The sequence below is a fragment of the Streptococcus sp. CL5.50 genome (assembly GCF_049738015.1).
Taxonomy (GTDB): domain Bacteria; phylum Bacillota; class Bacilli; order Lactobacillales; family Streptococcaceae; genus Streptococcus; species Streptococcus mitis_CA.
In genome coordinates this window covers 1-21480 of the sequence record NZ_JBKOTR010000008.1, presented here as the reverse complement: position 1 = coordinate 21480, position 21480 = coordinate 1, and the positions used below count along the sequence as shown (strand labels likewise).

Sequence of the window (21480 nt, the reverse complement as noted above, 5' to 3'; positions counted from 1 at the left end):
TTCAATCGGATTTGGCTTTTTTGTATTCACAAAAAAAACCTACCCTAATGGATAGATCTTTGTTTTCTTACAATTTACCTGATACTGCATCCAAGAGTTCTTGAATTTTAGCTTGATTGCTTCCTCCTGCCATGGCCATGTCTGGTTTACCACCACCACGTCCATCGACGATTGGTGCTAATTCTTTGACAAGGTTTCCTGCATGAAGGTCTTTTGTCTTGCTAGCTACAAGAACATTGACTTTGTCACCGATAGCAGCAACTAGGACAAGAAGATCAGAGTAGTCTTTTTGTTTCCAGTTATCTGCAAAGGTACGAAGGGCACCTGCATCTGATACAGACACTTGACTAGCAATGTAACGGTGACCATTGACTTCCTTCACATCCTTGAAGATATCGCCTGCGGCTGCAGCTGCGGCTTTTTCTTTCAATTCAGCATTTTCTTTTTGAAGTTGACGAAGTTGTTCTTGAAGTCCTTCTACCTTGTGAGGTACTTCCTTGACTTGAGGTGCTTTCAAGGTCGCTGCGACAGCTTTAAGAGCGTCCTCTTGTTCACGGTAGGCTTCAAAGGCTTCCTTACCAGTCACTGCCAAGATACGGCGAGTTCCTGATCCAATCCCTTCTTCTTTGACAATCTTGAAGAGGCCAATTTCAGAAGTATTGCCAACGTGGGTACCACCACAAAGCTCGATAGAGTAGTCACCGATAGTAACAACACGGACTTCTTTGCCGTATTTCTCACCAAAGAGAGCCATAGCTCCCATTTCTTTGGCAGTGTCAATATCCGTTTCAACTGTCTTAACCTCAAGAGCTTCCCAGATTTTTTCGTTGACTTGCTGCTCAATCGCACGCAATTCTTCAGCAGTTACAGCTTGGAAGTGGGTAAAGTCAAAGCGAAGGAATTCAACTTCATTAAGAGATCCTGCCTGAGTTGCATGGCTTCCAAGGATATTGTGAAGGGCAGCGTGAAGCAAGTGAGTCGCAGTGTGGTTTTTCATGACACGGTGACGACGATTTGTATCAATTGCCAAGGTATATTCTTGGTTCAAGGCAAGCGGTGCAAGAACTTCAACCGTGTGAAGTGCTTGTCCGTTTGGTGCTTTTTGAACATTTGTCACAGTAGCTACAACCTTGCCTGACCCATACAAGATTTGTCCATGGTCAGCTACCTGTCCACCCATTTCAGCATAGAATGGCGTTTCCGCAAAGATAAGAGAGGCAGTTCCTTCTGATACAGCTTCTACTTCTGCATTGTCAGCCACGATAGCCACCAATTTAGAAGATAATTGGCTAGCATTGTAGTTGAAGACACTTTCCACTGTGATGTTTTGAAGGGTTTCATTTTGCATACCCATTGAGCCACCCTTGACAGCTGAGGCACGCGCGCGTTCTTGCTGTTCTTTCATAGCTGCTTCAAAACCTTCACGGTCTACAGTCATGCCCGCTTCTTCAGCGATTTCTTCAGTCAATTCAACTGGGAATCCATAAGTGTCGTAAAGTTTAAATACATCTGAACCAGCAATGACAGATTGTCCTTTTTCTTTCAAGTCTGCTACGATGCCTTGGGCAAAGTGTTGACCAGAGTGAAGGGTACGAGCAAATGATTCTTCTTCGCTCTTAACGATTTTTTCGATAAAGTCACGTTTTTCAAGCACTTCTGGGTAGTAGCTTTCCATGATTTTACCAACAGTTGGAACCAATTTGTAAAGGAAAGGTTCGTTGATTCCCAATTTTTGACCATGCATAGACGCACGACGAAGGAGACGACGAAGGACGTAACCACGACCCTCATTTCCTGGAAGGGCACCATCACCGATGGCAAATGAAAGAGAACGGATGTGGTCAGCGATGACCTTGAAGCTCATGTTGTCGCCATCTTGGTCATAAACCTTACCAGACAATTTCTCAACTTCACGGATAATCGGCATAAAGAGGTCAGTTTCAAAGTTTGTCTTAGCCCCTTGGATAACCGCCACCAAACGCTCCAAACCAGCGCCCGTATCAATGTTCTTGTGTGGCAATTCCTTGTATTCACTACGAGGAACAGCAGGGTCTGCGTTAAATTGTGACAAAACGATATTCCAGATTTCGATATAACGGTCGTTTTCGATATCTTCTGCAAGCAAGCGAATACCGATGTTTTCTGGGTCAAATGCTTCTCCACGGTCAAAGAAAATCTCTGTATCTGGTCCAGAAGGTCCTGCACCGATTTCCCAGAAGTTATCTTCGATTGGAATTAAGTGGCTTGGGTCCACTCCCACTTCAATCCAGCGGTTATAAGAATCTTTATCATCTGGATAGTAGGTCATGTAAAGTTTTTCAGCTGGGAAGTCAAACCATTCAGGGCTTGTCAAAAGCTCATAAGCCCAAGTGATGGCTTCGTCACGGAAGTAATCTCCGATAGAGAAGTTCCCCAACATTTCAAACATGGTATGGTGACGTGCAGTCTTCCCTACGTTTTCAATATCGTTGGTACGGATAGCCTTTTGGGCATTGGTAATACGTGGATTTTCAGGGATTATGGTTCCGTCAAAGTATTTCTTAAGGGTTGCTACCCCAGAGTTGATCCACAAAAGAGTTGGATCATTTACAGGAACCAAGCTCACTGATGGTTCTACAGAGTGACCTTTGGTCGCCCAGAAATCAAGCCACATTTGGCGTACTTGTGCACTAGATAGTTGTTTCATATTGTCTCCTTATTTACTTCTTTAATGTGATTGGCTTTCCAGCATTTCCACATAGTCAATGGCGACACAGAGGGAAATGACTAGGTCTGCATAAGCGTCTTCAAGAACCGTTACAGTGTAGGTAGAAGTCAGATGGAAGAGTTCCTTCTTAATTTCCGCAATCAGCTGATCGCGATCATCCAGCAATTTGAAATTCAAATCCCAGATATTGCCCTCGATACGAAGCCCCAGATTATCAAACTCATACTTATCTCGCCAGAAGGTCAACTTCTTGCGAATGACAAAACTCGAGCCATCCCGAAGCTGAATCTCAAAACGAGGAAGCAAGGTCAAGATTTCTTTACTGATCTGACTAACTTGTTCACCAGTCGCATCATAGATGGTAAAAGTTTTGGGAATCTTAAAAAAATGATCCCTCTACCTGATAGGCGATTTCTCCCCTGTCATCCTTGATAGCGAAGCGTTCGCCTCCAAGACGAAACTTTTGTTTGACAAGAAATGTTTTCATCAACACCTCCAAAAATTAAAAGACAAGCTCATATCACGAAGGGCGAAAAACCGCGGTACCACCTTCATTCAATGAACTTGTCATTCTCTTATTCTTATGCAATTGTATGATTGAGTAGCATGACTTTCTAGCTTAGATGGCTCGCAGCACCGCCATTTCTCTGGACTAAGACAACTGAAAATCAAATCTCAACTTTCTTATTATATCGTTTTTTTAAGCTTGCGTCAACTGGAAATGATCTCCATTGAATCAGACCAATTCCCTACATCTCCGATTACTTTTTCAGGATATATTTTTTCTTACTGCCATTTTTCTTTTTATCCCAACTTTTATCCCACATTTTCGAATTGCTAAAAATAGCTACGAAAATATTCCAAAATATAAAGTTTCCTATCACCAAATATATAGACTCAGTTGTTAGGTATTTTCGATCCAAACCATCCTTTAGATAGAATAGTATATATGTTTCGTTAACAATCAAAAAGGTTGGCCAATAACTTTTTTTGAAAAAAGTAGACATTTTCATGATTTGTTACCGCTTTCTGTAAGGTTAAGCTTAGTATACTACTAGGCAAGAAAATAAGCAACTAGAATAGAAAAAGATACCATTACAAAAATTGCCTTTTACATAAAAAACGAACCAGCTTGACTGATTCGTTTCGTGACTGCTAACTCCTACTTCCGATACATTTTAAACTGTAGGAAGAGATCGCTATATTTGCCTGTCCATTTATGGTCAAATTTTTCATAAACTTCTAGGTGTTTCATAGTTTCATCATCAGGATAGAAGGCCTTATCTTCTTTTTTCTCCTCTGGGAGCAGTTCCTTAGCTGGTAGGTTTGGTGTTGAATAGCCGACATACTCTGCATTTTTAAGAGCATTTTCGGGTTTCAACATAAAGTTGATAAAGGCATAGGCTGCGTCTTGGTTTTTGACTGTTTTGGGAATGACCATATTGTCAAACCAAAGGTTGCTGGCCTCTGTCGGTACCACATAGCGTAGATTTTCATTTTTTTCTAGCATTTGGCTGGCTTCACCAGAGAAGGTCACGCCGATAGCAGCATTATTCTGAATCATATAGCCCTTCATCTCGTCCGCAACGATGGCCTTGATATTTGGAGTCAACTTATAGAGTTTGTCCACTGTCTCTTCTAACTGCTGTGGATCCTTGGAGTTAAGGCTGTAGCCTAGGGAGTTGAGCCCCAATCCCAGCACCTCACGCGCCCCATCAAAGAGCATGATAGAGTTCTTATACTCTGGCTTCCAGAGGTCATCCCAATGCTCAGGTGCTTCATCAACCATGGTTTCATTGTAAATAATTCCCAAGGTTCCCCAGAAATATGGGATAGAGAATTTATTGCCTGGGTCAAAGGACTGGTTAAGGAACTCTGGTCCGATATTTTCAAGACCTTCAAGTTTTGAATAGTCAAGCGGAACCAAGAGGTCTTCGTCCTTCATCTTGTTAATCATGTATTCACTAGGGATGGCGATATCGTAGGTCGTTCCACCCTGCTTGATCTTGGTATACATGGCTTCATTGGAGTCAAAAGTCTCATACTGGACTTGGATTCCTGTTTCTTCTGTGAATTTCTCCAAGAGTTCAGGATCGATATAGTCCCCCCAGTTGTAGATTACCAGTTTTTGACTATCTCGACTATTGATTTTACTGTCTAGATGCGTCGCAATTCCCCACAAGACCAGGATAATGGCTACAATTCCTGCTAAAAATGAATAGAGTTTTTTCATGCTTGCTCCTCCTTCTCACGTGAGATAAAGTAATATCCAACAACTAGGATAATACTAAAGAGAAAGACAAGGGCAGACAGGGCATTGATCTCTAGCGAAATCCCCTTGCGAGCACGAGAGTAAATCTCGACTGACAGGGTTGAAAAGCCATTTCCCGTTACAAAGAAGGTCACGGCAAAGTCATCTAGCGAATAGGTGAAGGCCATGAAATAACCTGCAATGATAGACGGTGTCAGGTAAGGAAGCATGATTTCCTTGAACATCTGAAATTGACTGGCACCAAGGTCATAGGCCGCATGAATCATGTCACCGTTCATTTCCTTAAGACGAGGCAAGACCATCAAGACCACGATAGGGATGGAAAACGCCACGTGACTAGATAGAACGGTCAAAAAGCCAAGTGAAAACTTGAGTTGGGTAAAGAGAATCAAGAAGCTGGCACCAATCATAACGTCAGGCGCAACCATAAGGATATTATTGAGCGATAGAAAGGCTTCTTGGTATTTCTTACGAGACTGGTAGATGTAAATAGCACCGAAAGTCCCGATAATGGTCGCTATCAATGCTGACAGAAAGGCCAAGAAAAAGGTCTGGGTCACAATTAACATAAGGCGACCATCGCTAAACATGGTTTTAAAATGACTCAAACTAAAGCCTGTAAAGCTATTCATGTCGTTGCCTGCATTAAAGGCGTAGCCAATCAGGTAAAAAATCGGCAGGTAGAGGACAAGAAAGACTAGTCCCAGATAAAGATTGGCAATTTTTTTCATCGTTCTCTCCTTTCCTTGGTCACCCACATGGTGATGAACATGGTCAGGATGAGAATCACACCGATGGTAGAACCCATACCGTAGTTGTCATTTGTCAGGAAGTTCTGCTCAATGGCTGTCCCCAAGGTGATAACGCGGTTCCCACCAATCAAACGGGTCAGCATGAAGAGACTCAAGCTTGGAATAAAGACCGACTGAACTCCACTTCGCACGCCGTTCATCGATAGAGGGAAGATGACATGGCGGAAGGTCTCCCACTTGGTCGCACCCAGATCGTAGCTGGCATTGATGAGGTTATTATCCATATCGTCCAAGACATTGAAAATGGGCAAAATCATAAAGGGAAGCTCGATGTAGCTTGCGACAAAAATAAAGGAGAAATCAGTAAAGAGCAACTGTTGCGAACCGATTCCGATAAATTCCAAAAATTGGTTAATAGAGCCATTTTGACCAAAAATTCCGATAAAGGCATAGGCCTTGAGGAGCAAATTGATCCAAGTTGGCAGGATAATCAGCATGAGCCAGAGTTGACGGTGCTTGAGACGGGTCAAAAAGAGGGCTGTTGGATAGCTGATAAGCAAGGTCACAAAGGTCACAATTCCTGCATATAGTACAGAGTTGAAACTCATTTTTAGGTAGGTCAAGTTTTGTGACGCAAAGTAAGATTTATAGTTTTCTAAACTAAACTGGCCTTCAATGTTGAAAAAGGATTGACCGAAAATCAGGACCAAGGGTGCCAACACAAAGAGGGCAATCCAGAGCATGTAGGGCACTACAAAGAGTTTAGAGCTTGTTTTCTTCATCTCTTTCCTCCTCGATTGCATTGATCAGACCTGCTTCTTGCTCTTCGATTTCCACGTATTCTTCGATACGAGCATCGAACTCTTCTTCGGTTTCGTTGAGACGCATGATATGGATGTCTTCTGGCTCAAAGTCCAGACCGATTTCCTCACCCACGATGGCCTTACGAGTTGAGTGGATCATCCATTCATTCCCAAGCTCGTCATAGGCGATAATTTCATAGTGAACTCCACGGAAGAGCTGGGTATCGACCTTAACTTGGAGCTTGCCTTCTTCAGGAAGAGTAATGCGCAAGTCCTCTGGACGAATAACAACCTCAACAGGCTCATTTGGCTTCATCCCGCCATCGACCGCTTCAAAGCGTTTGCCGTTAAACTCAACTAAGTAGTCCTCAATCATGGTTCCTGGCAAGATATTTGACTCACCGATAAAGGTGGCAACAAAGTGGTTAATCGGCTCATCGTAGATATCTACTGGTGTTCCAGACTGGACAATCTCGCCATCATTCATGACAAAAATCCAGTCACTCATGGCCAGGGCTTCTTCCTGATCGTGAGTGACAAAGACAAAGGTAATACCCAATCGTTGTTGTAGTTCACGCAGTTCGTACTGCATGTCTGTTCTTAATTTCAAGTCCAGCGCTGACAGAGGCTCGTCCAACAAAACCACACGGGGTTGGTTAATGATGGCGCGGGCAATAGCCACACGCTGGCGTTGTCCTCCAGAAAGTTTGCGGATGGAACGTTTTTCATACCCTTCCAACTGAACCATCTTGAGAACTTCCGCTACGCGTTTCTCGATTTCTTTCTTGTCGATCTTACGCAAGCGAAGTGGAAAGGCAACATTTTCAAACACATTCATATGTGGAAACAAGGCATAGGATTGGAAGACCGTATGGACGTCTCGCTTGTTGGTTGGGATGTCGTTGATGCGGACACCGTCCAGTAAAATATCTCCTGTCGTTGCATCCAGTAAACCAGCAATGATATTTAGGATGGTTGATTTTCCTGACCCAGATGCTCCTAGAAGGGTATAGAACTTCCCTTCTTCCAACTCAAAGTTGATGTCTTTGAGAACCTTGGTGTTGCTGTCTTCAAAAACTTTAGAGACGTTTTTGAATTCAATAATTGGTTTTTTCAATTGTCATTTATTCCTTCTTTTTCATAGATTAACAGATCAAGGCTCTGTCAGGCCGCTACTACCTCGTGTAGGAGATTGAACTGCCTACATTCTTCTGCACTAACGATAGGCTTTCACCCCCTTTCCATGACATAGCAGCAGCTTTTCAAATACAGCTTCCTACTTGCTTTCACCCAAGATACGAACTTCTCTCTCAAGAGTAACGCCAGAGTGTTCCTTTACTTTTTCGATAACAGACTCAATCAAGTCCTCGTAGTCTTTAGCCGTTCCGTCAGCAACATTAATCATAAAACCTGCGTGTTTTTCAGACACTTCAACACCACCGATACGATAGCCTTTTAAGCCAGCTTCTGAAATTAATTGACCTGCAAAATGACCTACTGGACGCTTAAAGACCGAACCACAAGATGGATATTCTAAAGGTTGCTTGAGTTCACGTAGATGCGTCAAGCGATCCATTTCTTGCTTGATAACCTGATGGCTTCCTGGAGCAAGGGCAAATTTAGCTGACAAGACAACTGCACCAGATTCTTGAATGGCTGATTGGCGGTAACCAAAAGCCAAATCTTTGGCAGACAGGGTCTCGATTTCTCCATCCTTGGTCAAGACCTTACAAGACTGCAAGATGTGGGCAATCTCGCCACCATAGGCACCAGCATTCATAAAGACAGCACCACCGACGCTCCCTGGAATGCCACAAGCAAACTCAAAGCCAGTCAAACTATGACGAAGGGCAATGCGTGTCGTTTCAATCAAGTTAGCACCAGCTTCAGCTTCAATGGTATAGCCATCAACAGAAACATTATTGAGCTTGTCACACAAGATGACAAATCCACGAATTCCACCATCACGAACAATGATGTTGCTGGCATTTCCAAGAACCATCCAAGGGATGTCTTCTTGATTGGCAAATTTAACAACGCGAGCCAACTCAAAACGATTTCGTGGAAAGACCAGATAATCAGCCTCTCCACCTACTTTTGTATAACTATAGCTATGCAAGGGTTCCTTGAAACGGATATCAATCCCTTCTAAGATTTCAAGCATTTTTTCTTTTACTGACATGACACTCTTCCTTTTACAAAATTCATTCCATTATACCATTTTTAAGACCATTTGACGACCCTAAAAAAATCTTGGGCTTATTTTAAACAAAAAAAGAGGTTTCCCCTCTTTTTATGATTTTTTGCAAAAGATTGCCTTGGTTCCATAGGCGACTAGAACAAGTTCAAGTGCTAGGACAACTTCAACCAAGACTGGATTAGTCAACCAGCCAACTTGGGCAAGAGATGGTGCCAGGTCAAAGAAGGCATGTAGTCCATAGGCCGCTAGGAGATAAATCCATTTCTTCTTGCGAACAGCTTGGTAAACCCAAACAGTCAAGAGTAATTGGAAACCTAGCGCCAAGATTCTCTCAAAACCAAGCAAATAAATCTGCCAGACTGATAGCGACTGGATAGTTTTCAACATATTTTCAGACAGCAATTGCATAACCTGTGGATTCTGAGTTTGAACTGCTGAGAGAACGATGTAGAGATTAATCAAACTAGTAAGACCTAGGAAAATCAACTCCAAGCCACCATGCCCCAATCCATAAGCCAAGGCATCTGCCTTTTCCAAACTTCTCTTTTTCTCCAACCATTTGAAGAAAATAAGACGAGCAGTTTCCTCAAAAAATGCTGCCATGGCTAGGCCATAGATGATATAGACAAGCGGATGGTCTTGCATGAGGGCAATACTACCGTCTTTTTGAGGATGTAAAACCAAGATATGCACCAGTTTTTCCAAAATCTGTGAAGAGACAAAGAAGGCAACAGCCCCCAAGCCCAAGACAGCTAGATTAATCTGGTATTTCTTTTTGGCATACCAAATGCTCCCTATTAGAAAAGTCAGCAAAAACACAATGGTAATAATGATATGAATGTTCATTTTCTTCTCCTATTCTGCCTTTTCAATATCTTTTTTCATCTCATCAACATTGAACTTGGCAAACAAGTATTGGCGGTCTTGAACTGGGAAACGTTGGTCTAATTGGTCAACTGCCCCCACTTCGATGATTCCTTCTTTTATGACAAAATCCATGACATGCCCACCGAAGGTCAAGTCATCTGAGATGAAGTGCAGATGGTAGCCTGCCACACTAACTCCATGAAAAATCTCTGGCGTCCAGAAACCAACGATGGTTCCTGCGACATTGTCACGACTATATTCCGGTTGATGGGTTGCGACCTCAGCAAACTTGGTATCTGGTGTCGACTTGGGAATCATGCGCACATGCATATGCGAAAATTCCCCACGAATCTTGATAGAGCGGAAAAGATTTTCCCCATCATAATAAGACTCGATTCGTTCTTCCAATTCCTTGTCTGTCATCTCAAACCGCTGGCGGAAAATGACCTCTGCCTGGTGCGGTACTATTGCTGCATAAGGAATAAGGGCATCTGGTGACACTTCTACAATTTCCGGTTGCTCTCCTGAGCCTTTGGCTTGATAAGCCTTGCCATCCAAAACAATCAATTCCCCATCAATGGAATCCAAGGTTCCCAAACCAAGGTCACCATGCTCTAGCAATTCTCCTACTGTCATGGTACCACCATAAAGGCCTGCCATCAAGGCTCCAAGGGTATTGTATTGAAATAATTTCACTGGTTCCTGCACGTTCTTATCCATTCTCTTTCTTGTCTGTTATACTCAATGAAAATCAAAGAGCAAACTAGGAAGCGAGCCGCAGGCTGCTCAAAGCACTGCTTTGAGGTTGTAGATAAGACTGACGAAGTCAGTTACATATATCTACGGCAAGGCGAAGCTGACGTGGTTTGAAGAGATTTTCGAAGAGTATTATTCTATAAATGTTACTCCTAAGTATACCACATTTGCCCCTAGATGTGAACGAGAGAAACACTCTAGACATTGCCAAGAAGGAAAAAAAAAGGTACAATGTAACAAAATCAAGGGAGGTCTGGAATGAAGAAACAAAGCAAGTACCAAGAGGTCGTTTCCTATCTGAAAAACGGTATTGAGTCTGGACGCTTTCCGACGGGTAGCCGCCTGCCTTCTATCCGTCAACTGAGCCTTGACTTTCACTGTAGCAAGGATACTGTCCAACGAGCCCTGCTGGAATTACGGCACGAACAATACCTCTATGCTAAGCCCCAGAGTGGTTACTATGTCCTAGAACAAGGGCAACACCAGGATCTAGAAATCGAAGTCACTGACGAACATGCCAGTGCCTATGACGATTTCCGACTCTGTATCAATGAAACCTTGATTGGCCGGGAAAACTACCTTTTTAACTACTATGACAACCAAGAAGGATTAGAAGACCTAAGACAATCCATTCATAAACTCCTCTTTGACCAAGCTCTCTACTGCAAGGCTGACCAACTGGTATTGACTTCTGGAACCCAACAAGCCTTGTTTATCCTCTCTCAAATTTCCTTTCCTAGTCAAGCCAAGGAAATCTTGGTGGAACAGCCGACCTACCATCGGATGAATCGCCTCTTGATTGCTCAAGGTCTGGACTATCAAACGATTGAACGAGGCATTGATGGAATTGACTTGGAGGAACTGGAAGGCCACTTCAAAACAGGACAAATTAAGTTTTTCTATACCATTCCTCGTTTTCACTATCCTCTGGGACATTCCTATTCAGAGCAGGACAAACGGGCTATTCTTGACTTAGCTGCCAAATATGGGGTCTATATCGTAGAGGACGACTATCTGGGGGATTTGGACTCTAAAAAGGGCCAGACCTTCCACTATCTAGATACAGAGGAGCGCGTCATTTATATCAAGTCCTTCTCAACCAGCCTCTTTCCAGCCCTGCGGATAACAGCACTCATCCTTCCAAATGCTATCAAGGAAGCCTTTGTGGCCTACAAAAATATCCTAGATTACGATAGCAACCTCATCATGCAAAAGGCCCTGTCACTCTATATTGACAGTCAATTATTTGAGAAAAATCGGCTAGCTCGCTTATCCAATCAGGAAGCTTACCAAAAACAAATCGAGGAAAGACTAGCTAAAACACCTTGTCCCCTTCCTCATTTTCCCCTACACGATGGTTTATTGCTAGACCTGAGACAGTATCCTAAAATCGCCAGCCTCAAACACAGTCAACTGAAATTGGACTTCTTTGAGAAAGCTTACTTGGATACCTGCCCTTATCAATTTACCAAGGTGTCCTTAGAGAACCTAGAAAATGTTTTAAACTATTTAAAAGCAGAATTGGAATGACTTCCAACTCTGCTTTTTTCTTATTGTTCAACTTCTGTTAAGGTTGCCGCTTTTTCAAGATAACTTTGGTAAGTTCCTTCATCCTTAAGTTTTTGGATGACCTTGTCCACCACTTCTTTCAAATCAGCACTATTTTTTCTAAGGGCAACGGCATTGGCTTCGCCGTCCTTCATCTTCAAGCTGACAGTTGCGACAGCTAGGTCTGCATTTTTAGCGGCATAGCTAAGGGCAACAGGCTCATCCATGTGAACAGCATCTACTTTTCCAGCCTGTAATTCATTAACAGCTTCACCCATATTAGTTAGAGAAGTCAGCTGAGCTTTTGGCAATTGTTCCTTGACCATAGACTCTGGAACAGTCCCTTTTTGGGCTGCAATATTAGCACTTTCAAGGCTAGTTAAATCCTTGTATTTTTCTACATCAGACTTACGAACCAAGAAACTAATCTTGTTTTCATAGTAAGGGATTGAAAAATCAAAGACTTCTTTTCTCTCATCAGTAGCGCTAATTCCTGCAACCGCTAGGTCAGCCTTCCCAGTTTGAAGACTGGTCAAGACATTGTCAAAACTCATGCTTGAAATTTCCAACTTCACCCCAAGTTCATCTGCGATAGCTTGGGCCATGTCAATATCCGCACCGACTACCTGATTTTTCCCGTCAACTAAAGACTGAAATTCAAAAGGTGCATAGTCAGGACTAGTCGCCACAACTAATTTCCCCTTTTGCTTAATGGCCTCAACAGCTGACTGAGACTCATTAGAACCCGACTGACAAGCTACTAAGAAGAAACTTGCAAGAAAACTACATAAAACAAATATCCATTTTTTTGATTTCATAAATAAACAACCTCTCTGTTAATTTTGTATAATTATAACGCTATCCAAGTTGCTTGTCAAGTATTTTTCTTACATTTTCATAAAATATATTTACTAAAAAATAGAAATACAGTGGTTAGTTTATCTATCTATTGGGAACTTATTTTCAAAAAAATCATTTATCATATCTTGATGCTGCTGGTTTACAATTGCAATATTTTGTATGTCACTATGATCAAAAAATCCTAATTCTAAAGTTTCATCACTTGTAAAAAAATTTGTAGAGATAGAAGTTTCAGATGAAACTAAATACAAGATTGTAAGAACTTGAGCCTCATCACCATTCGGATAACTGTCTGAATATTTTGTATAAACATTTAAGAGTTTTTCCACCCTCACTTCGACTCCTGTTTCTTCATAAAACTCTCGCACTAAAGCTTCTAAAGCCGATTCTCCTAATTCAAGAGCACCACCTGGTAATCCCCACGTTCCTTTATCTGCTCGTTTTTGTAATAAAATTTTTCCTGATTGACTTAATATTCCACAGGTAAAATTTAAAATAATTTTATCTTTTCCAACTTTTTTTCTGATATTCTGTATGTAGTTCATTATTCACCTCTGACAAAGTAAACTATCTATACAATGAAAGCTTACTGTATTAAAAAGTAAGCTTTCACAATAATTTTATCCTTTGAATACTTTATAGTTCGACAATCTTACCTGTTTCAAAGTAAACAACCCATTCACAGATATTCTTGGCATAGTCTCCAATACGTTCCAAGAAGGCAATCACTTGGAAATAATCACGACCTGTAACGATAGCATCTGGATTTTTCTTGATTTCTTCTGTAGCCAAATCACGAATGCTATCAAAGTAATGGTTGATTTTTTCGTCCATAGCTGCTACTTCATAGGCCTGATCAACTGAACCATTCAGGTAGAGTTCAAGGGCTGCTTCGACGAAGTTCTTGACATCGCGACCCATTCTCTTGATTTCTTCTTCAACAGCTGGAATGCGTTGCTCCCCTTTCATACGAATTGCCGCTCTTGCAATGGAAACGGCATGGTCACCCATACGTTCCAAGTCAGATACAGCCTTCAAGACTGTCAAAACAGTACGCAAGTCTTGAGAAACCGGTTGTTGAAGGGCAATCATTTCAAATGATTTCTTCTCCAATTTCACTTCGTATTCGTTCACTTCTGCATCGTCTTCGATGACTTCTTTGGCCAAATCACGGTCATGCGTAACAAAGGCACGCACTGTCCGATTGATTTGGGATAGCACTTCTTGTCCCATAGCATAGAACTGGTTGTGCAATTTCTCTAAATCTTCCTCAAATTGAGAACGTAACATCATTTATCTCCTTATCCAAATTTTCCTGAAATATAATCTTCTGTTTCCTTGTGTTGTGGGTTGAGGAACATCTTCTTGGTATCGTTAAACTCGATCAGATCTCCATCTAGGAAAAATCCTGTCTTGTCAGAAATACGAGAGGCTTGTTGCATGGAACGCGTAACCAAGAGCATGGTGTATTTATCTTTTAAACCATACAAGGTTTCCTCAATCTTACCAGCCGAGATAGGGTCCAGAGCTGAAGTCGGTTCATCCAAGAGAATGATTTTAGGACTGGTTGCCAAGACACGAGCAACACAGACACGTTGTTGTTGTCCACCTGAAAGCCCGATAGCTGAATCATGCAGGCGATCCTTGACCTCATCCCAGATAGAAGCTCGTTGCAAGGCTTTTTCTACTGCTTCATCCAGAACCTGCTTATCCTTAACTCCATTGATACGAAGCCCGTAAACAACATTTTCGTAGATAGACATAGGGAAAGGGTTCGGTTGTTGAAAGACCATACCGATTTCCTTCCGCAATTCAACTGTATCTGTACGTGGGCTGTAAATGTTGTGGCCGTTGTAAACCACCGAACCAGTTGTGGTCACTTCTGGATTGAGATCCCCCATGCGGTTGATAGCCTTGAGGAGGGTTGACTTCCCTGATCCAGATGGACCAATCAAGGCTGTAATTTCCTTAGGTTGGAAAGATAGGGAAACACTATTCAAGGCCTTTTTTTGATTATAGTAAACGGACAGGTCTGATACCTGTAAAATCGCTTCTTTCATACTGTTTCCTTTCTATCCAAAGTGTCCTGTTACGTAGTCATTGGTTGACTGTAGTTTGGCATTTTGGAAAATATTAGAGGTCTTATCGTACTCAATCAAGTCACCCAAGTAGAAAAATCCTGTGTAGTCACTAGCACGCGCAGCCTGCTGCATACTGTGGGTCACGATGATGATGGTAAAGTCCTTCTTCAATTCCAACATGGTTTCTTCCAGCTGGGCTGTCGCAATCGGATCCAAGGCAGACGCCGGCTCATCCATCAAGAGGATGTCTGGTTTAACAGAGATAGCACGAGCAATACAGAGACGTTGTTGCTGACCACCTGATAGAGTCAAGGCTGATTTGTGTAAATCGTCTTTTACCTGATCCCAAAGGGCAGCCTGGCGAAGAGAGGTTTCTACAATTTCATCCAAGACTTGCTTATCCTTAACTCCTGCACGTTCATGGGCAAAAGTGATATTGCGATAGATAGACTTGGCAAAGGGATTTGGGCGTTGGAAGACCATTCCAATGTGCTTACGCATCTCATAGACGTTGATTTCTGGACGGTTGACATCAATCCCTTGGTAGAGGATTTGACCTGTTACCTTGGCAATATCAATCGTATCATTCATCCGATTGAGGCTGCGGAGGTAGGTTGATTTTCCTGATCCAGATGGTCCAATTAAGGCTGTGATTTTATTTTTTTCAAATTGCATATCGATGCCCTTAATAGATTCATTTTTACCGTAGTAAACATGTAAATCCTTAGTAGAGAGGGCCACTTTCTCTTCAGGAAAGGTGATGATATACTTTTCATCCCAATTATATTTTGACATGGCTTCTCCTTTAGGCAGCGGTTAATTTCTTATGTAGATAGCTTCCGAGTTTGCGGGCTCCAAAGTTAAAGATGAGGATAAAGATGAGGAGCACGGCCGCAGAACCTGCTGATACGATAGTTCCATCAGGAATGGTACCTTCACTGTTGACTTTCCAAATGTGGACAGCCAAGGTTTCTGCTTGACGGAAGATGGAGATTGGGCTAGTCACACTGAGAATGTTCCAGTTTGACCAGTCAAGGGCTGGAGCGGATTGTCCTGCTGTATAAATCAAAGCAGCAGCCTCACCAAAGATACGACCAGAGGCCAAGACAACACCCGTCACAATACCTGGTAGGGCTTCTGGAATAACCACATGGACCACAGTCTCCCAACGAGAAATCCCAAGGGCCAGACCAGCTTCACGTTGCGTATGGTGAACATGTTTCAAACTGTCCTCGACATTACGAGTCATCTGAGGCAAGTTAAAGACTGTCAAGGCCAAGGCACCTGAAATAATTGAAAATCCATACTCAAACTGAACTACAAAGATCAAGTAACCAAAGAGACCTACAACCACTGATGGGAGTGAAGATAAGATTTCAATACAGGTTCTGACAAAATTGGTCACAGGACCTTTTTTAGCATATTCAGCTAGGAAAATCCCAGCTCCCATAGATAAAGGCACAGAGATAATCAAGGTAATAACTAATAGGAAAAAGGAATTATAGAGCTGAATTCCAATCCCTCCGCCTGCTTGGTAAGAAGATGATTTGCCAGTCAAGAAAGACCAAGAGATGTGGGGCAAACCACGAACCAAGATATAAAGAATCAAGGATGCCAGGATGGCAACAATAATTCCTGCAATCGAGTAGAGGACAGCTGTTGCAAGTTTATCTAATTTCTTAGCGTGCATAGTTTTTCTTTCCTCTTTCTTTCGTAATCAATTTAATCACACTATTGAAGGCCAAACTCATCAAGAGCAAGACTAAGGCCAATGACCAGAGAACGTTATTGTCAACTGTTCCCATAACGGTATTTCCGATACCCATGGTCAAAACAGAGGTCAAGGTCGCAGCAGGTGTTGTCAATGAAGTTGGGACAACGGCTGAGTTTCCGACCACCATCTGAATGGCCAAGGCCTCACCAAAGGCACGAGCCATCCCAAAGACCACCGCAGTAAAAATCCCTGAACGCGCCGCCTTCAAGGTCACGCGCCAGATGGTTTGCCAGCGAGTGGCTCCCATAGCCAAACTAGCTTCACGGTAGTGACGAGGCACCGCACGCAAACTATCGGTTGTCATAAAGGTTACCGTCGGTAAAATCATGACAAAGAGAACGAAAATCCCTGACAAGATCCCAAAACCAGTTCCACCAAAGACACTACGGACAAAAGGAACTACGACCTGCAAACCAATAAATCCATAGACGACTGAAGGAATCCCGACTAGCAATTCAATGGCTGGTTGCAAGATTCTAGCACCTTTTGGTGAGACCTCGGTCATAAAGACAGCTGCACCAATGGCAAAAGGAGTTGCGATAAGGGCTGATAGGATTGTGACAATAAAGGAACCCAAAATCATGGGAAGGGCACCAAATTGTTTACCTGAAGGATTCCAAGTTTGTCCAAAGAGAAAATCAAAGATGTTGACCCCATTGACAAAGAAGGTCGACAAGCCTTTTTGGGCTACGAAAATCAAAATCATGGCCACAATGATGACAATCAAAGACAGGCAGGCAAAGGTCAAGCCTTTTCCTAATTTCTCTAGACGATAGTTCTTTGAGGGAGAAAGTAATTTTTTAGCTAATTCTTCTTGATTCATTATTGACTCCCTTCTAGTGCTGTCACCGTTCCTACAGCATCTTTTTCAACCTTCATTTCCTTAACAGAAATATAGCCCATCCCCTTAACGATTCCGCTTTGCGCTTCATCAGAGAGGACAAAGTTGAGGAATTCTGCCACCAATTCGTTTGGCTGACCTAGGGTGTACATGTGTTCATAAGACCACAAAGGCCAGTTATTGCTTGTAACATTTTCTGCAATCGGCTCATAGCCATTCAACTTCATACGTTTCACTGAGTCATCCACATAGGCAAAGGCTAGATAAGAAATGGCTCCTGGTGTCTGGGAAACAATGTTTTTAACCATCCCATTTGAATCCTGTTCTTGACTCTGCACGGCCGATTGACCATCCATGATAACACTATCAAAGGTTGCACGTGAACCCGAACTTGCCGCACGATTGATAATGGAAATGGCTAGGTCTTTCCCACCGACTTCTTTCCAGTTGGTCACTTGACCTGTGAAGATGCTACGGAGTTGTTCAGTTGTCAGATTTTCAACATCAACTTCCTTGTTTACAATGACTGCCAAGCCCGCTACAGCAACCTTATGGTCCACTAGAGCGGATGCGTTGATACCGTCTTTTTCCTCGGCAAATACGTCTGAATTTCCTACATCAACGGCTCCAGACTGAACCTGAGACAAACCTGTACCAGATCCTCCACCTTGGACGTTGACTGTTTTTCCAACGTGCATAGAGCCAAATTCATCTGCTGCTGCTTCGACCAAAGGCTGAAGAGCCGTTGAGCCAACAGCTGTCATGGATTCCCCACGATCAATCCAGCTAGCACATCCCGCCAAAGAACCTGCTAGCAAAAGAGCCGCAAGGGATAGAGCGAGTTTTTTCCTTTTTTTCACTGTTTTTCTCCTTGAAAATAATGGTGAATGCTGTGAATTTTTTCAACTATTTATTTATGTTTTTCTTTTTTAAAATTGAGAGCAAACTGAAGTTGATAGCTTAATTTTACTAGAAATTTGCTCAGTTGCCGTCTCCACCAATTTTGACTTAAAATGAAAGACAATTTGAAAAAAATCCATACTTCCACTATAACATAGACAAGCTACTTTGACTAGCATTTTCACTTGAATCTGAGACCTTTTGGAAAATAGTTTTTCAAAACATTTCCAGTCACCTTTCCAAAGCCCAAACCATTTCCTTGAACCAAAACTTGGTACCAACCATTTGGCAGACTTTCCGCCAGCTGAACGGTTTCTCCAGCCACATACTTTACAAATTCCTCTTGATCAATTTCAACCGACTGCTTGACCTGACTCGGTTTCAAGGCTAGACCAAGAGCAAAACTAGGCTCAAAACGTTTCTTCTTAAAAGTACCCAAATTCAGTCCATTGCGAGCAATCTTGAGCTTCCCTAAATCTGGCAAGAATTCTGGCAAGAGATAAAGTTGGTCACCAAAAGTCTGCAAGATTCCCCTTAGATTGATTTTCAAGTGTTTTTGGGCAAATTCCTGCCACAAAGTAACTTGTTCTCGGCTGAGATTGCTCTTACTTGCCTTACATTTAGGAGCTGAATTGTCACCTTTAAATTGTAAATGAGCGACAAACTGCCCCTCTCCCTTAAAATGATGAGGATACATCCGAGCCGTTTCTGGCAGGTCAATACCAGCTACCATTCCATTGATATGCTCTACTGGTAACAAATCAAAATCATACTCCTCCAGTAGCCAATTGACAATCTCTTCGTTTTCCTCGGGGGCCCAGGTACAGGTTGAATAAACCAAGCGACCACCTTCAGCTAGCATGGTCACTGCATCCTCCAGAATTTCTCTTTGCAAGCTAGCACATTGACTTGGATAATCTAAGCTCCAATAATCCATAGCATCTGGTTGCTTACGGAACATTCCTTCACCAGAGCAAGGGGCATCAAGAACGATTAGGTCAAAATAGCCCTTAAAAACCTTGGCCAAGCGGTCAGCAGATTCATTGGTTACCACGACATTTGTCGCTCCAAAGCGCTCCATGTTTTCAACCAAAATCTTAGCCCGTTTGCTTGAAATTTCATTGGAAACAAGTATCCCCTCCCCTGCTAGATAGGCTGCTAGTTGAGTGGATTTTCCACCCGGTGCAGCAGCCAAATCCAAGACCTTCATACCAGGACTGGGCTGGGCTACCTGAGCAACCATCTGGGCAGCGGGTTCTTGCGAATAAACCAAACCAGTAGCATGCTCAGGTGATTTCCCTGAAACCTTCCCATAATGTCCCCAAGGAGTTTGAGGAATGGCATCAGGAAAAGAAACTGGCGCTTCTTTTAAAGGATTGACCCGAAAGGCCGAAACCGCTTCCTCCTCAAAAGAGGCAAGAAAATCTCTTGCCTCATCTCCTAGTATCTCTGCATATTTTTCAACAAATCCTTCTGGAAATTGCATTTAAGTTCTTTTCCTTTCGTAAATATAGGACTGAATCTCCTCCTGCATCTCAAGAGGCACCATCATGACCGGCTGTCTGGTTTGAAAATCAGGAGTTTCACCAGAAAGGGTCACCACCCGATAGCCCAGACTTTCTCCTAAAATACTAGCCGCAGCATAATCCCATGGTTGCAGATAGGTGACATAGGTCAACAAACGCCCTGACAAAATCTTGGCAAAACTAATAGCCGCACTCCCATAGACACGAACACCTAGTACGGCTCGACTCAAATCAGCCAGCCCCCATTCATTGGTTTCCAGCATACCACTATTCCCTGCAATAAGGAAATCTCCAAGTGGTTTTGCTTTAAAGGGAGCTAGGGGCCTATCATTTAGACAAACTGGAAAGGCTCCACCACCGTGATAACAATCCCCTTTGACCACATCATAAATCAGACCAAACTGTCCCTGACCATTTTCAAAATAAGCCATCATGACAGCAAAATCTTCCTGCTGGGCTACAAAATTATTGGTACCATCAATGGGATCAATGACCCAAACCTTGCCCTCTTGAACCGAGGCTCGCAGACAACCTTCTTCAGCACAAATCTTATCCTCAGGATAACGAGATAAAATCTCACTCACCAAGAGCTCCTGAACTTCCTTGTCCAGTCTGGTCACCAAGTCTGTCGGAGAGGTTTTGGTCTCAACTTGCAAATCTTCCTGCATATGGTCAAGGATGTACTGACCCGCTTTCTTAACAAGCTCTTTAGCAAATTCAAATTTACTTTCCAAGAGAAATCTTTCCTTCCCCTTTTTCCTTAGCCGCCTGAACTGCTCGATAAAGCGAATAGCCACTAACTGTTTCAAATTCTCGGCCCAAACGTTTTTCTTCGCTCTTGCTTGGCACGACCGCTTTGAATCCCTTATAGGAGTCCAGTAACTTTTTAGCCTCTACCTTGCCCTCATAGGCAGCTTCAACATCATTAAAAAAAGAAAGCACTGAAGCAAGTTCTTCAGTGCTCCACGACAAATCTAGTGGGTAACTATACTGTTTGTTCATTAACTAATACCAGCTCTCATTCTTGCTTCTTTTAGTTCTTGCTTACGGTAACTACGAGGGAGAAAAGCACGAATCTCATCTTCATTAAAACCGATCTGCATACGTTTGGCATCGATAATAATTGGACGACGCAAAAGACTAGGATACTGCTCAATCAAATGAAGCAATTCTGATACCGAAATACTTTCTACATCAATATCTAATTTTTGAAAAATTTTTGAACGAGTTGAAATGATGTCATCAGTACCATTTTCGGTCAAGGAAAGAATGTGTTGCAATTCTTTTCTTGTTAAAGGACTGGTCATAATATTGTGTTCCTCAAAGGGAACCTTATGTTTTTCTAACCAGGCCTTTGCCTTACGACATGAAGTACAGCTCGGTGATAGAAATAGTGTAATCATGCTTTTCTCTTCTTATCTATACTTTGCTAGTTCTATTATACAAAAAAATAAAGCGCTTGACTAGAGATTTTTAGAAAAAAAGCCTATTTTTTCAAGAAAAATAGACTATTTGCGAACGACTGACTCTGTTTGGATTTGATTAATTCATTCTTTTAGAGCTATACAGTGAAGTATTGGACAAACAAAAAA

The 21480-nt window shown here is 42.4% G+C and carries 22 protein-coding genes and 1 pseudogene; 1 reads left to right on the top strand and 22 read right to left on the bottom strand.

All coding sequences use genetic code 11. From position 1 onward, the window contains the following. Nucleotides 1-67: 67 nt before the first annotated feature. From alaS to budA, 10 genes and pseudogenes are all read right to left on the bottom strand, one after another. Nucleotides 68-2686: an alanine--tRNA ligase gene (gene alaS / locus ACLNCV_RS06350; RefSeq protein WP_261126378.1), complete on the bottom strand. Its 2619-nt coding sequence runs from the start codon at nt 2684-2686 to the stop codon at nt 68-70. A gap of 21 nt (nt 2687-2707) precedes the next feature. Then, nucleotides 2708-3194: pseudogene (locus ACLNCV_RS06345) on the bottom strand (LURP-one-related/scramblase family protein). Between the two features lie 274 nt (nt 3195-3468). Continuing rightward, nucleotides 3469-3720 carry a hypothetical protein gene (locus tag ACLNCV_RS06340; protein WP_261056095.1) on the bottom strand — a complete coding sequence of 84 codons (252 nt, stop codon included), beginning with the start codon at nt 3718-3720 and terminating at the stop codon, nt 3469-3471. A gap of 149 nt (nt 3721-3869) precedes the next feature. After that, nucleotides 3870-4940: an ABC transporter substrate-binding protein gene (locus ACLNCV_RS06335; RefSeq protein WP_424845017.1), complete on the bottom strand. Its 1071-nt coding sequence runs from the start codon at nt 4938-4940 to the stop codon at nt 3870-3872. Beyond that, complete coding sequence (locus ACLNCV_RS06330; protein WP_414373985.1) at nt 4937-5710, bottom strand: ABC transporter permease; 774 nt, start codon at nt 5708-5710, stop codon at nt 4937-4939. Before ACLNCV_RS06330 ends, ACLNCV_RS06335 begins: the two co-directional genes overlap by 4 nt. Beyond that, entirely contained in the window at nt 5707-6513 is an 807-nt protein-coding gene (locus ACLNCV_RS06325; RefSeq protein WP_000753801.1) for an ABC transporter permease, read from the bottom strand. Before ACLNCV_RS06325 ends, ACLNCV_RS06330 begins: the two co-directional genes overlap by 4 nt. Continuing rightward, nucleotides 6494-7651, bottom strand: coding sequence for an ABC transporter ATP-binding protein (locus ACLNCV_RS06320; protein ID WP_000742895.1), 1158 nt, complete (start codon nt 7649-7651; stop codon nt 6494-6496). Before ACLNCV_RS06320 ends, ACLNCV_RS06325 begins: the two co-directional genes overlap by 20 nt. 159 nt (nt 7652-7810) lie before the next feature. Further along, nucleotides 7811-8716, bottom strand: a complete 906-nt coding sequence (gene murB, locus ACLNCV_RS06315) for a UDP-N-acetylmuramate dehydrogenase (RefSeq protein ID WP_153198749.1) — start codon at nt 8714-8716, stop codon at nt 7811-7813. A gap of 111 nt (nt 8717-8827) precedes the next feature. Further along, nucleotides 8828-9580: a YhfC family intramembrane metalloprotease gene (locus tag ACLNCV_RS06310; RefSeq protein WP_424845016.1), complete on the bottom strand. Its 753-nt coding sequence runs from the start codon at nt 9578-9580 to the stop codon at nt 8828-8830. A gap of 9 nt (nt 9581-9589) precedes the next feature. Next, complete coding sequence (budA, locus tag ACLNCV_RS06305) at nt 9590-10321, bottom strand: acetolactate decarboxylase (protein WP_261073660.1); 732 nt, start codon at nt 10319-10321, stop codon at nt 9590-9592. A gap of 294 nt (nt 10322-10615) precedes the next feature. Here budA and ACLNCV_RS06300 point away from each other — a divergent pair, with 294 nt between their 5' ends. Beyond that, nucleotides 10616-11887, top strand: coding sequence for a PLP-dependent aminotransferase family protein (locus ACLNCV_RS06300; protein ID WP_424845015.1), 1272 nt, complete (start codon nt 10616-10618; stop codon nt 11885-11887). 20 nt (nt 11888-11907) lie between these two features. Here ACLNCV_RS06300 and ACLNCV_RS06295 read toward each other — a convergent pair whose 3' ends face one another. From ACLNCV_RS06295 to ACLNCV_RS06240, 12 genes are all read right to left on the bottom strand, one after another. Beyond that, nucleotides 11908-12723: an ABC transporter substrate-binding protein gene (locus tag ACLNCV_RS06295; RefSeq protein WP_424845014.1), complete on the bottom strand. Its 816-nt coding sequence runs from the start codon at nt 12721-12723 to the stop codon at nt 11908-11910. Nucleotides 12724-12843: 120 nt separating this feature from the next. Further along, the gene (locus ACLNCV_RS06290; protein ID WP_001106783.1) at nt 12844-13311 is read right to left on the bottom strand and encodes an NUDIX hydrolase; all 468 of its coding nucleotides are present in this window, start codon (nt 13309-13311) and stop codon (nt 12844-12846) included. A 91-nt stretch (nt 13312-13402) separates the two neighbouring features. After that, nucleotides 13403-14056: a phosphate signaling complex protein PhoU gene (gene phoU / locus ACLNCV_RS06285; protein ID WP_000946460.1), complete on the bottom strand. Its 654-nt coding sequence runs from the start codon at nt 14054-14056 to the stop codon at nt 13403-13405. Nucleotides 14057-14067: 11 nt separating this feature from the next. Beyond that, nucleotides 14068-14826 (bottom strand): phosphate ABC transporter ATP-binding protein PstB, encoded by a 759-nt coding sequence (gene pstB, locus ACLNCV_RS06280; RefSeq protein WP_060628585.1) that lies wholly within the window; start codon nt 14824-14826, stop codon nt 14068-14070. A gap of 12 nt (nt 14827-14838) precedes the next feature. Then, entirely contained in the window at nt 14839-15642 is an 804-nt protein-coding gene (pstB, locus tag ACLNCV_RS06275) for a phosphate ABC transporter ATP-binding protein PstB (RefSeq protein WP_153198745.1), read from the bottom strand. A gap of 10 nt (nt 15643-15652) precedes the next feature. After that, a complete protein-coding gene (pstA, locus tag ACLNCV_RS06270; RefSeq protein ID WP_004258489.1) occupies nt 15653-16537 on the bottom strand; it encodes a phosphate ABC transporter permease PstA in 885 nt (294 codons plus the stop codon). Continuing rightward, on the bottom strand, nt 16527-17444 hold the full coding sequence (gene pstC, locus ACLNCV_RS06265; RefSeq protein ID WP_414305293.1) for a phosphate ABC transporter permease subunit PstC: 918 nt from the start codon (nt 17442-17444) through the stop codon (nt 16527-16529). The genes pstA and pstC overlap by 11 nt, the downstream gene beginning before the upstream one ends. Then, a complete protein-coding gene (locus ACLNCV_RS06260) occupies nt 17444-18322 on the bottom strand; it encodes a phosphate ABC transporter substrate-binding protein PstS family protein (protein WP_125393046.1) in 879 nt (292 codons plus the stop codon). The genes pstC and ACLNCV_RS06260 overlap by 1 nt, the downstream gene beginning before the upstream one ends. A gap of 221 nt (nt 18323-18543) precedes the next feature. Further along, a complete protein-coding gene (locus tag ACLNCV_RS06255) occupies nt 18544-19848 on the bottom strand; it encodes an RsmF rRNA methyltransferase first C-terminal domain-containing protein (protein ID WP_424845013.1) in 1305 nt (434 codons plus the stop codon). Beyond that, the gene (locus ACLNCV_RS06250; protein WP_424845012.1) at nt 19849-20622 is read right to left on the bottom strand and encodes an inositol monophosphatase family protein; all 774 of its coding nucleotides are present in this window, start codon (nt 20620-20622) and stop codon (nt 19849-19851) included. Further along, entirely contained in the window at nt 20612-20890 is a 279-nt protein-coding gene (locus ACLNCV_RS06245) for a UPF0223 family protein (RefSeq protein ID WP_001041974.1), read from the bottom strand. Before ACLNCV_RS06245 ends, ACLNCV_RS06250 begins: the two co-directional genes overlap by 11 nt. Further along, nucleotides 20890-21291, bottom strand: a complete 402-nt coding sequence (locus ACLNCV_RS06240) for a Spx/MgsR family RNA polymerase-binding regulatory protein (RefSeq protein WP_000631254.1) — start codon at nt 21289-21291, stop codon at nt 20890-20892. Before ACLNCV_RS06240 ends, ACLNCV_RS06245 begins: the two co-directional genes overlap by 1 nt. Nucleotides 21292-21480 lie beyond the last annotated feature (189 nt).

What these genes read in the sequence shown, in the direction of transcription:
- alaS (WP_261126378.1), bottom strand. Translation starts at nt 2,686, where the DNA reads ATGAAACAACTATCTAGTGCACAAGTACGCCAAATGTGGCTTGATTTC.
- ACLNCV_RS06340 (WP_261056095.1), bottom strand. Translation starts at nt 3,720, where the DNA reads ATGAAAATGTCTACTTTTTTCAAAAAAAGTTATTGGCCAACCTTTTTG.
- ACLNCV_RS06335 (WP_424845017.1), bottom strand. Translation starts at nt 4,940, where the DNA reads ATGAAAAAACTCTATTCATTTTTAGCAGGAATTGTAGCCATTATCCTG.
- ACLNCV_RS06330 (WP_414373985.1), bottom strand. Translation starts at nt 5,710, where the DNA reads ATGAAAAAAATTGCCAATCTTTATCTGGGACTAGTCTTTCTTGTCCTC.
- ACLNCV_RS06325 (WP_000753801.1), bottom strand. Translation starts at nt 6,513, where the DNA reads ATGAAGAAAACAAGCTCTAAACTCTTTGTAGTGCCCTACATGCTCTGG.
- murB (WP_153198749.1), bottom strand. Translation starts at nt 8,716, where the DNA reads ATGTCAGTAAAAGAAAAAATGCTTGAAATCTTAGAAGGGATTGATATC.
- ACLNCV_RS06310 (WP_424845016.1), bottom strand. Translation starts at nt 9,580, where the DNA reads ATGAACATTCATATCATTATTACCATTGTGTTTTTGCTGACTTTTCTA.
- budA (WP_261073660.1), bottom strand. Translation starts at nt 10,321, where the DNA reads ATGGATAAGAACGTGCAGGAACCAGTGAAATTATTTCAATACAATACC.
- ACLNCV_RS06300 (WP_424845015.1), top strand. Translation starts at nt 10,616, where the DNA reads ATGAAGAAACAAAGCAAGTACCAAGAGGTCGTTTCCTATCTGAAAAAC.
- ACLNCV_RS06295 (WP_424845014.1), bottom strand. Translation starts at nt 12,723, where the DNA reads ATGAAATCAAAAAAATGGATATTTGTTTTATGTAGTTTTCTTGCAAGT.
- ACLNCV_RS06290 (WP_001106783.1), bottom strand. Translation starts at nt 13,311, where the DNA reads ATGAACTACATACAGAATATCAGAAAAAAAGTTGGAAAAGATAAAATT.
- phoU (WP_000946460.1), bottom strand. Translation starts at nt 14,056, where the DNA reads ATGTTACGTTCTCAATTTGAGGAAGATTTAGAGAAATTGCACAACCAG.
- pstB (WP_060628585.1), bottom strand. Translation starts at nt 14,826, where the DNA reads ATGAAAGAAGCGATTTTACAGGTATCAGACCTGTCCGTTTACTATAAT.
- pstB (WP_153198745.1), bottom strand. Translation starts at nt 15,642, where the DNA reads ATGTCAAAATATAATTGGGATGAAAAGTATATCATCACCTTTCCTGAA.
- pstA (WP_004258489.1), bottom strand. Translation starts at nt 16,537, where the DNA reads ATGCACGCTAAGAAATTAGATAAACTTGCAACAGCTGTCCTCTACTCG.
- pstC (WP_414305293.1), bottom strand. Translation starts at nt 17,444, where the DNA reads ATGAATCAAGAAGAATTAGCTAAAAAATTACTTTCTCCCTCAAAGAAC.
- ACLNCV_RS06255 (WP_424845013.1), bottom strand. Translation starts at nt 19,848, where the DNA reads ATGCAATTTCCAGAAGGATTTGTTGAAAAATATGCAGAGATACTAGGA.
- ACLNCV_RS06245 (WP_001041974.1), bottom strand. Translation starts at nt 20,890, where the DNA reads ATGAACAAACAGTATAGTTACCCACTAGATTTGTCGTGGAGCACTGAA.
- ACLNCV_RS06240 (WP_000631254.1), bottom strand. Translation starts at nt 21,291, where the DNA reads ATGATTACACTATTTCTATCACCGAGCTGTACTTCATGTCGTAAGGCA.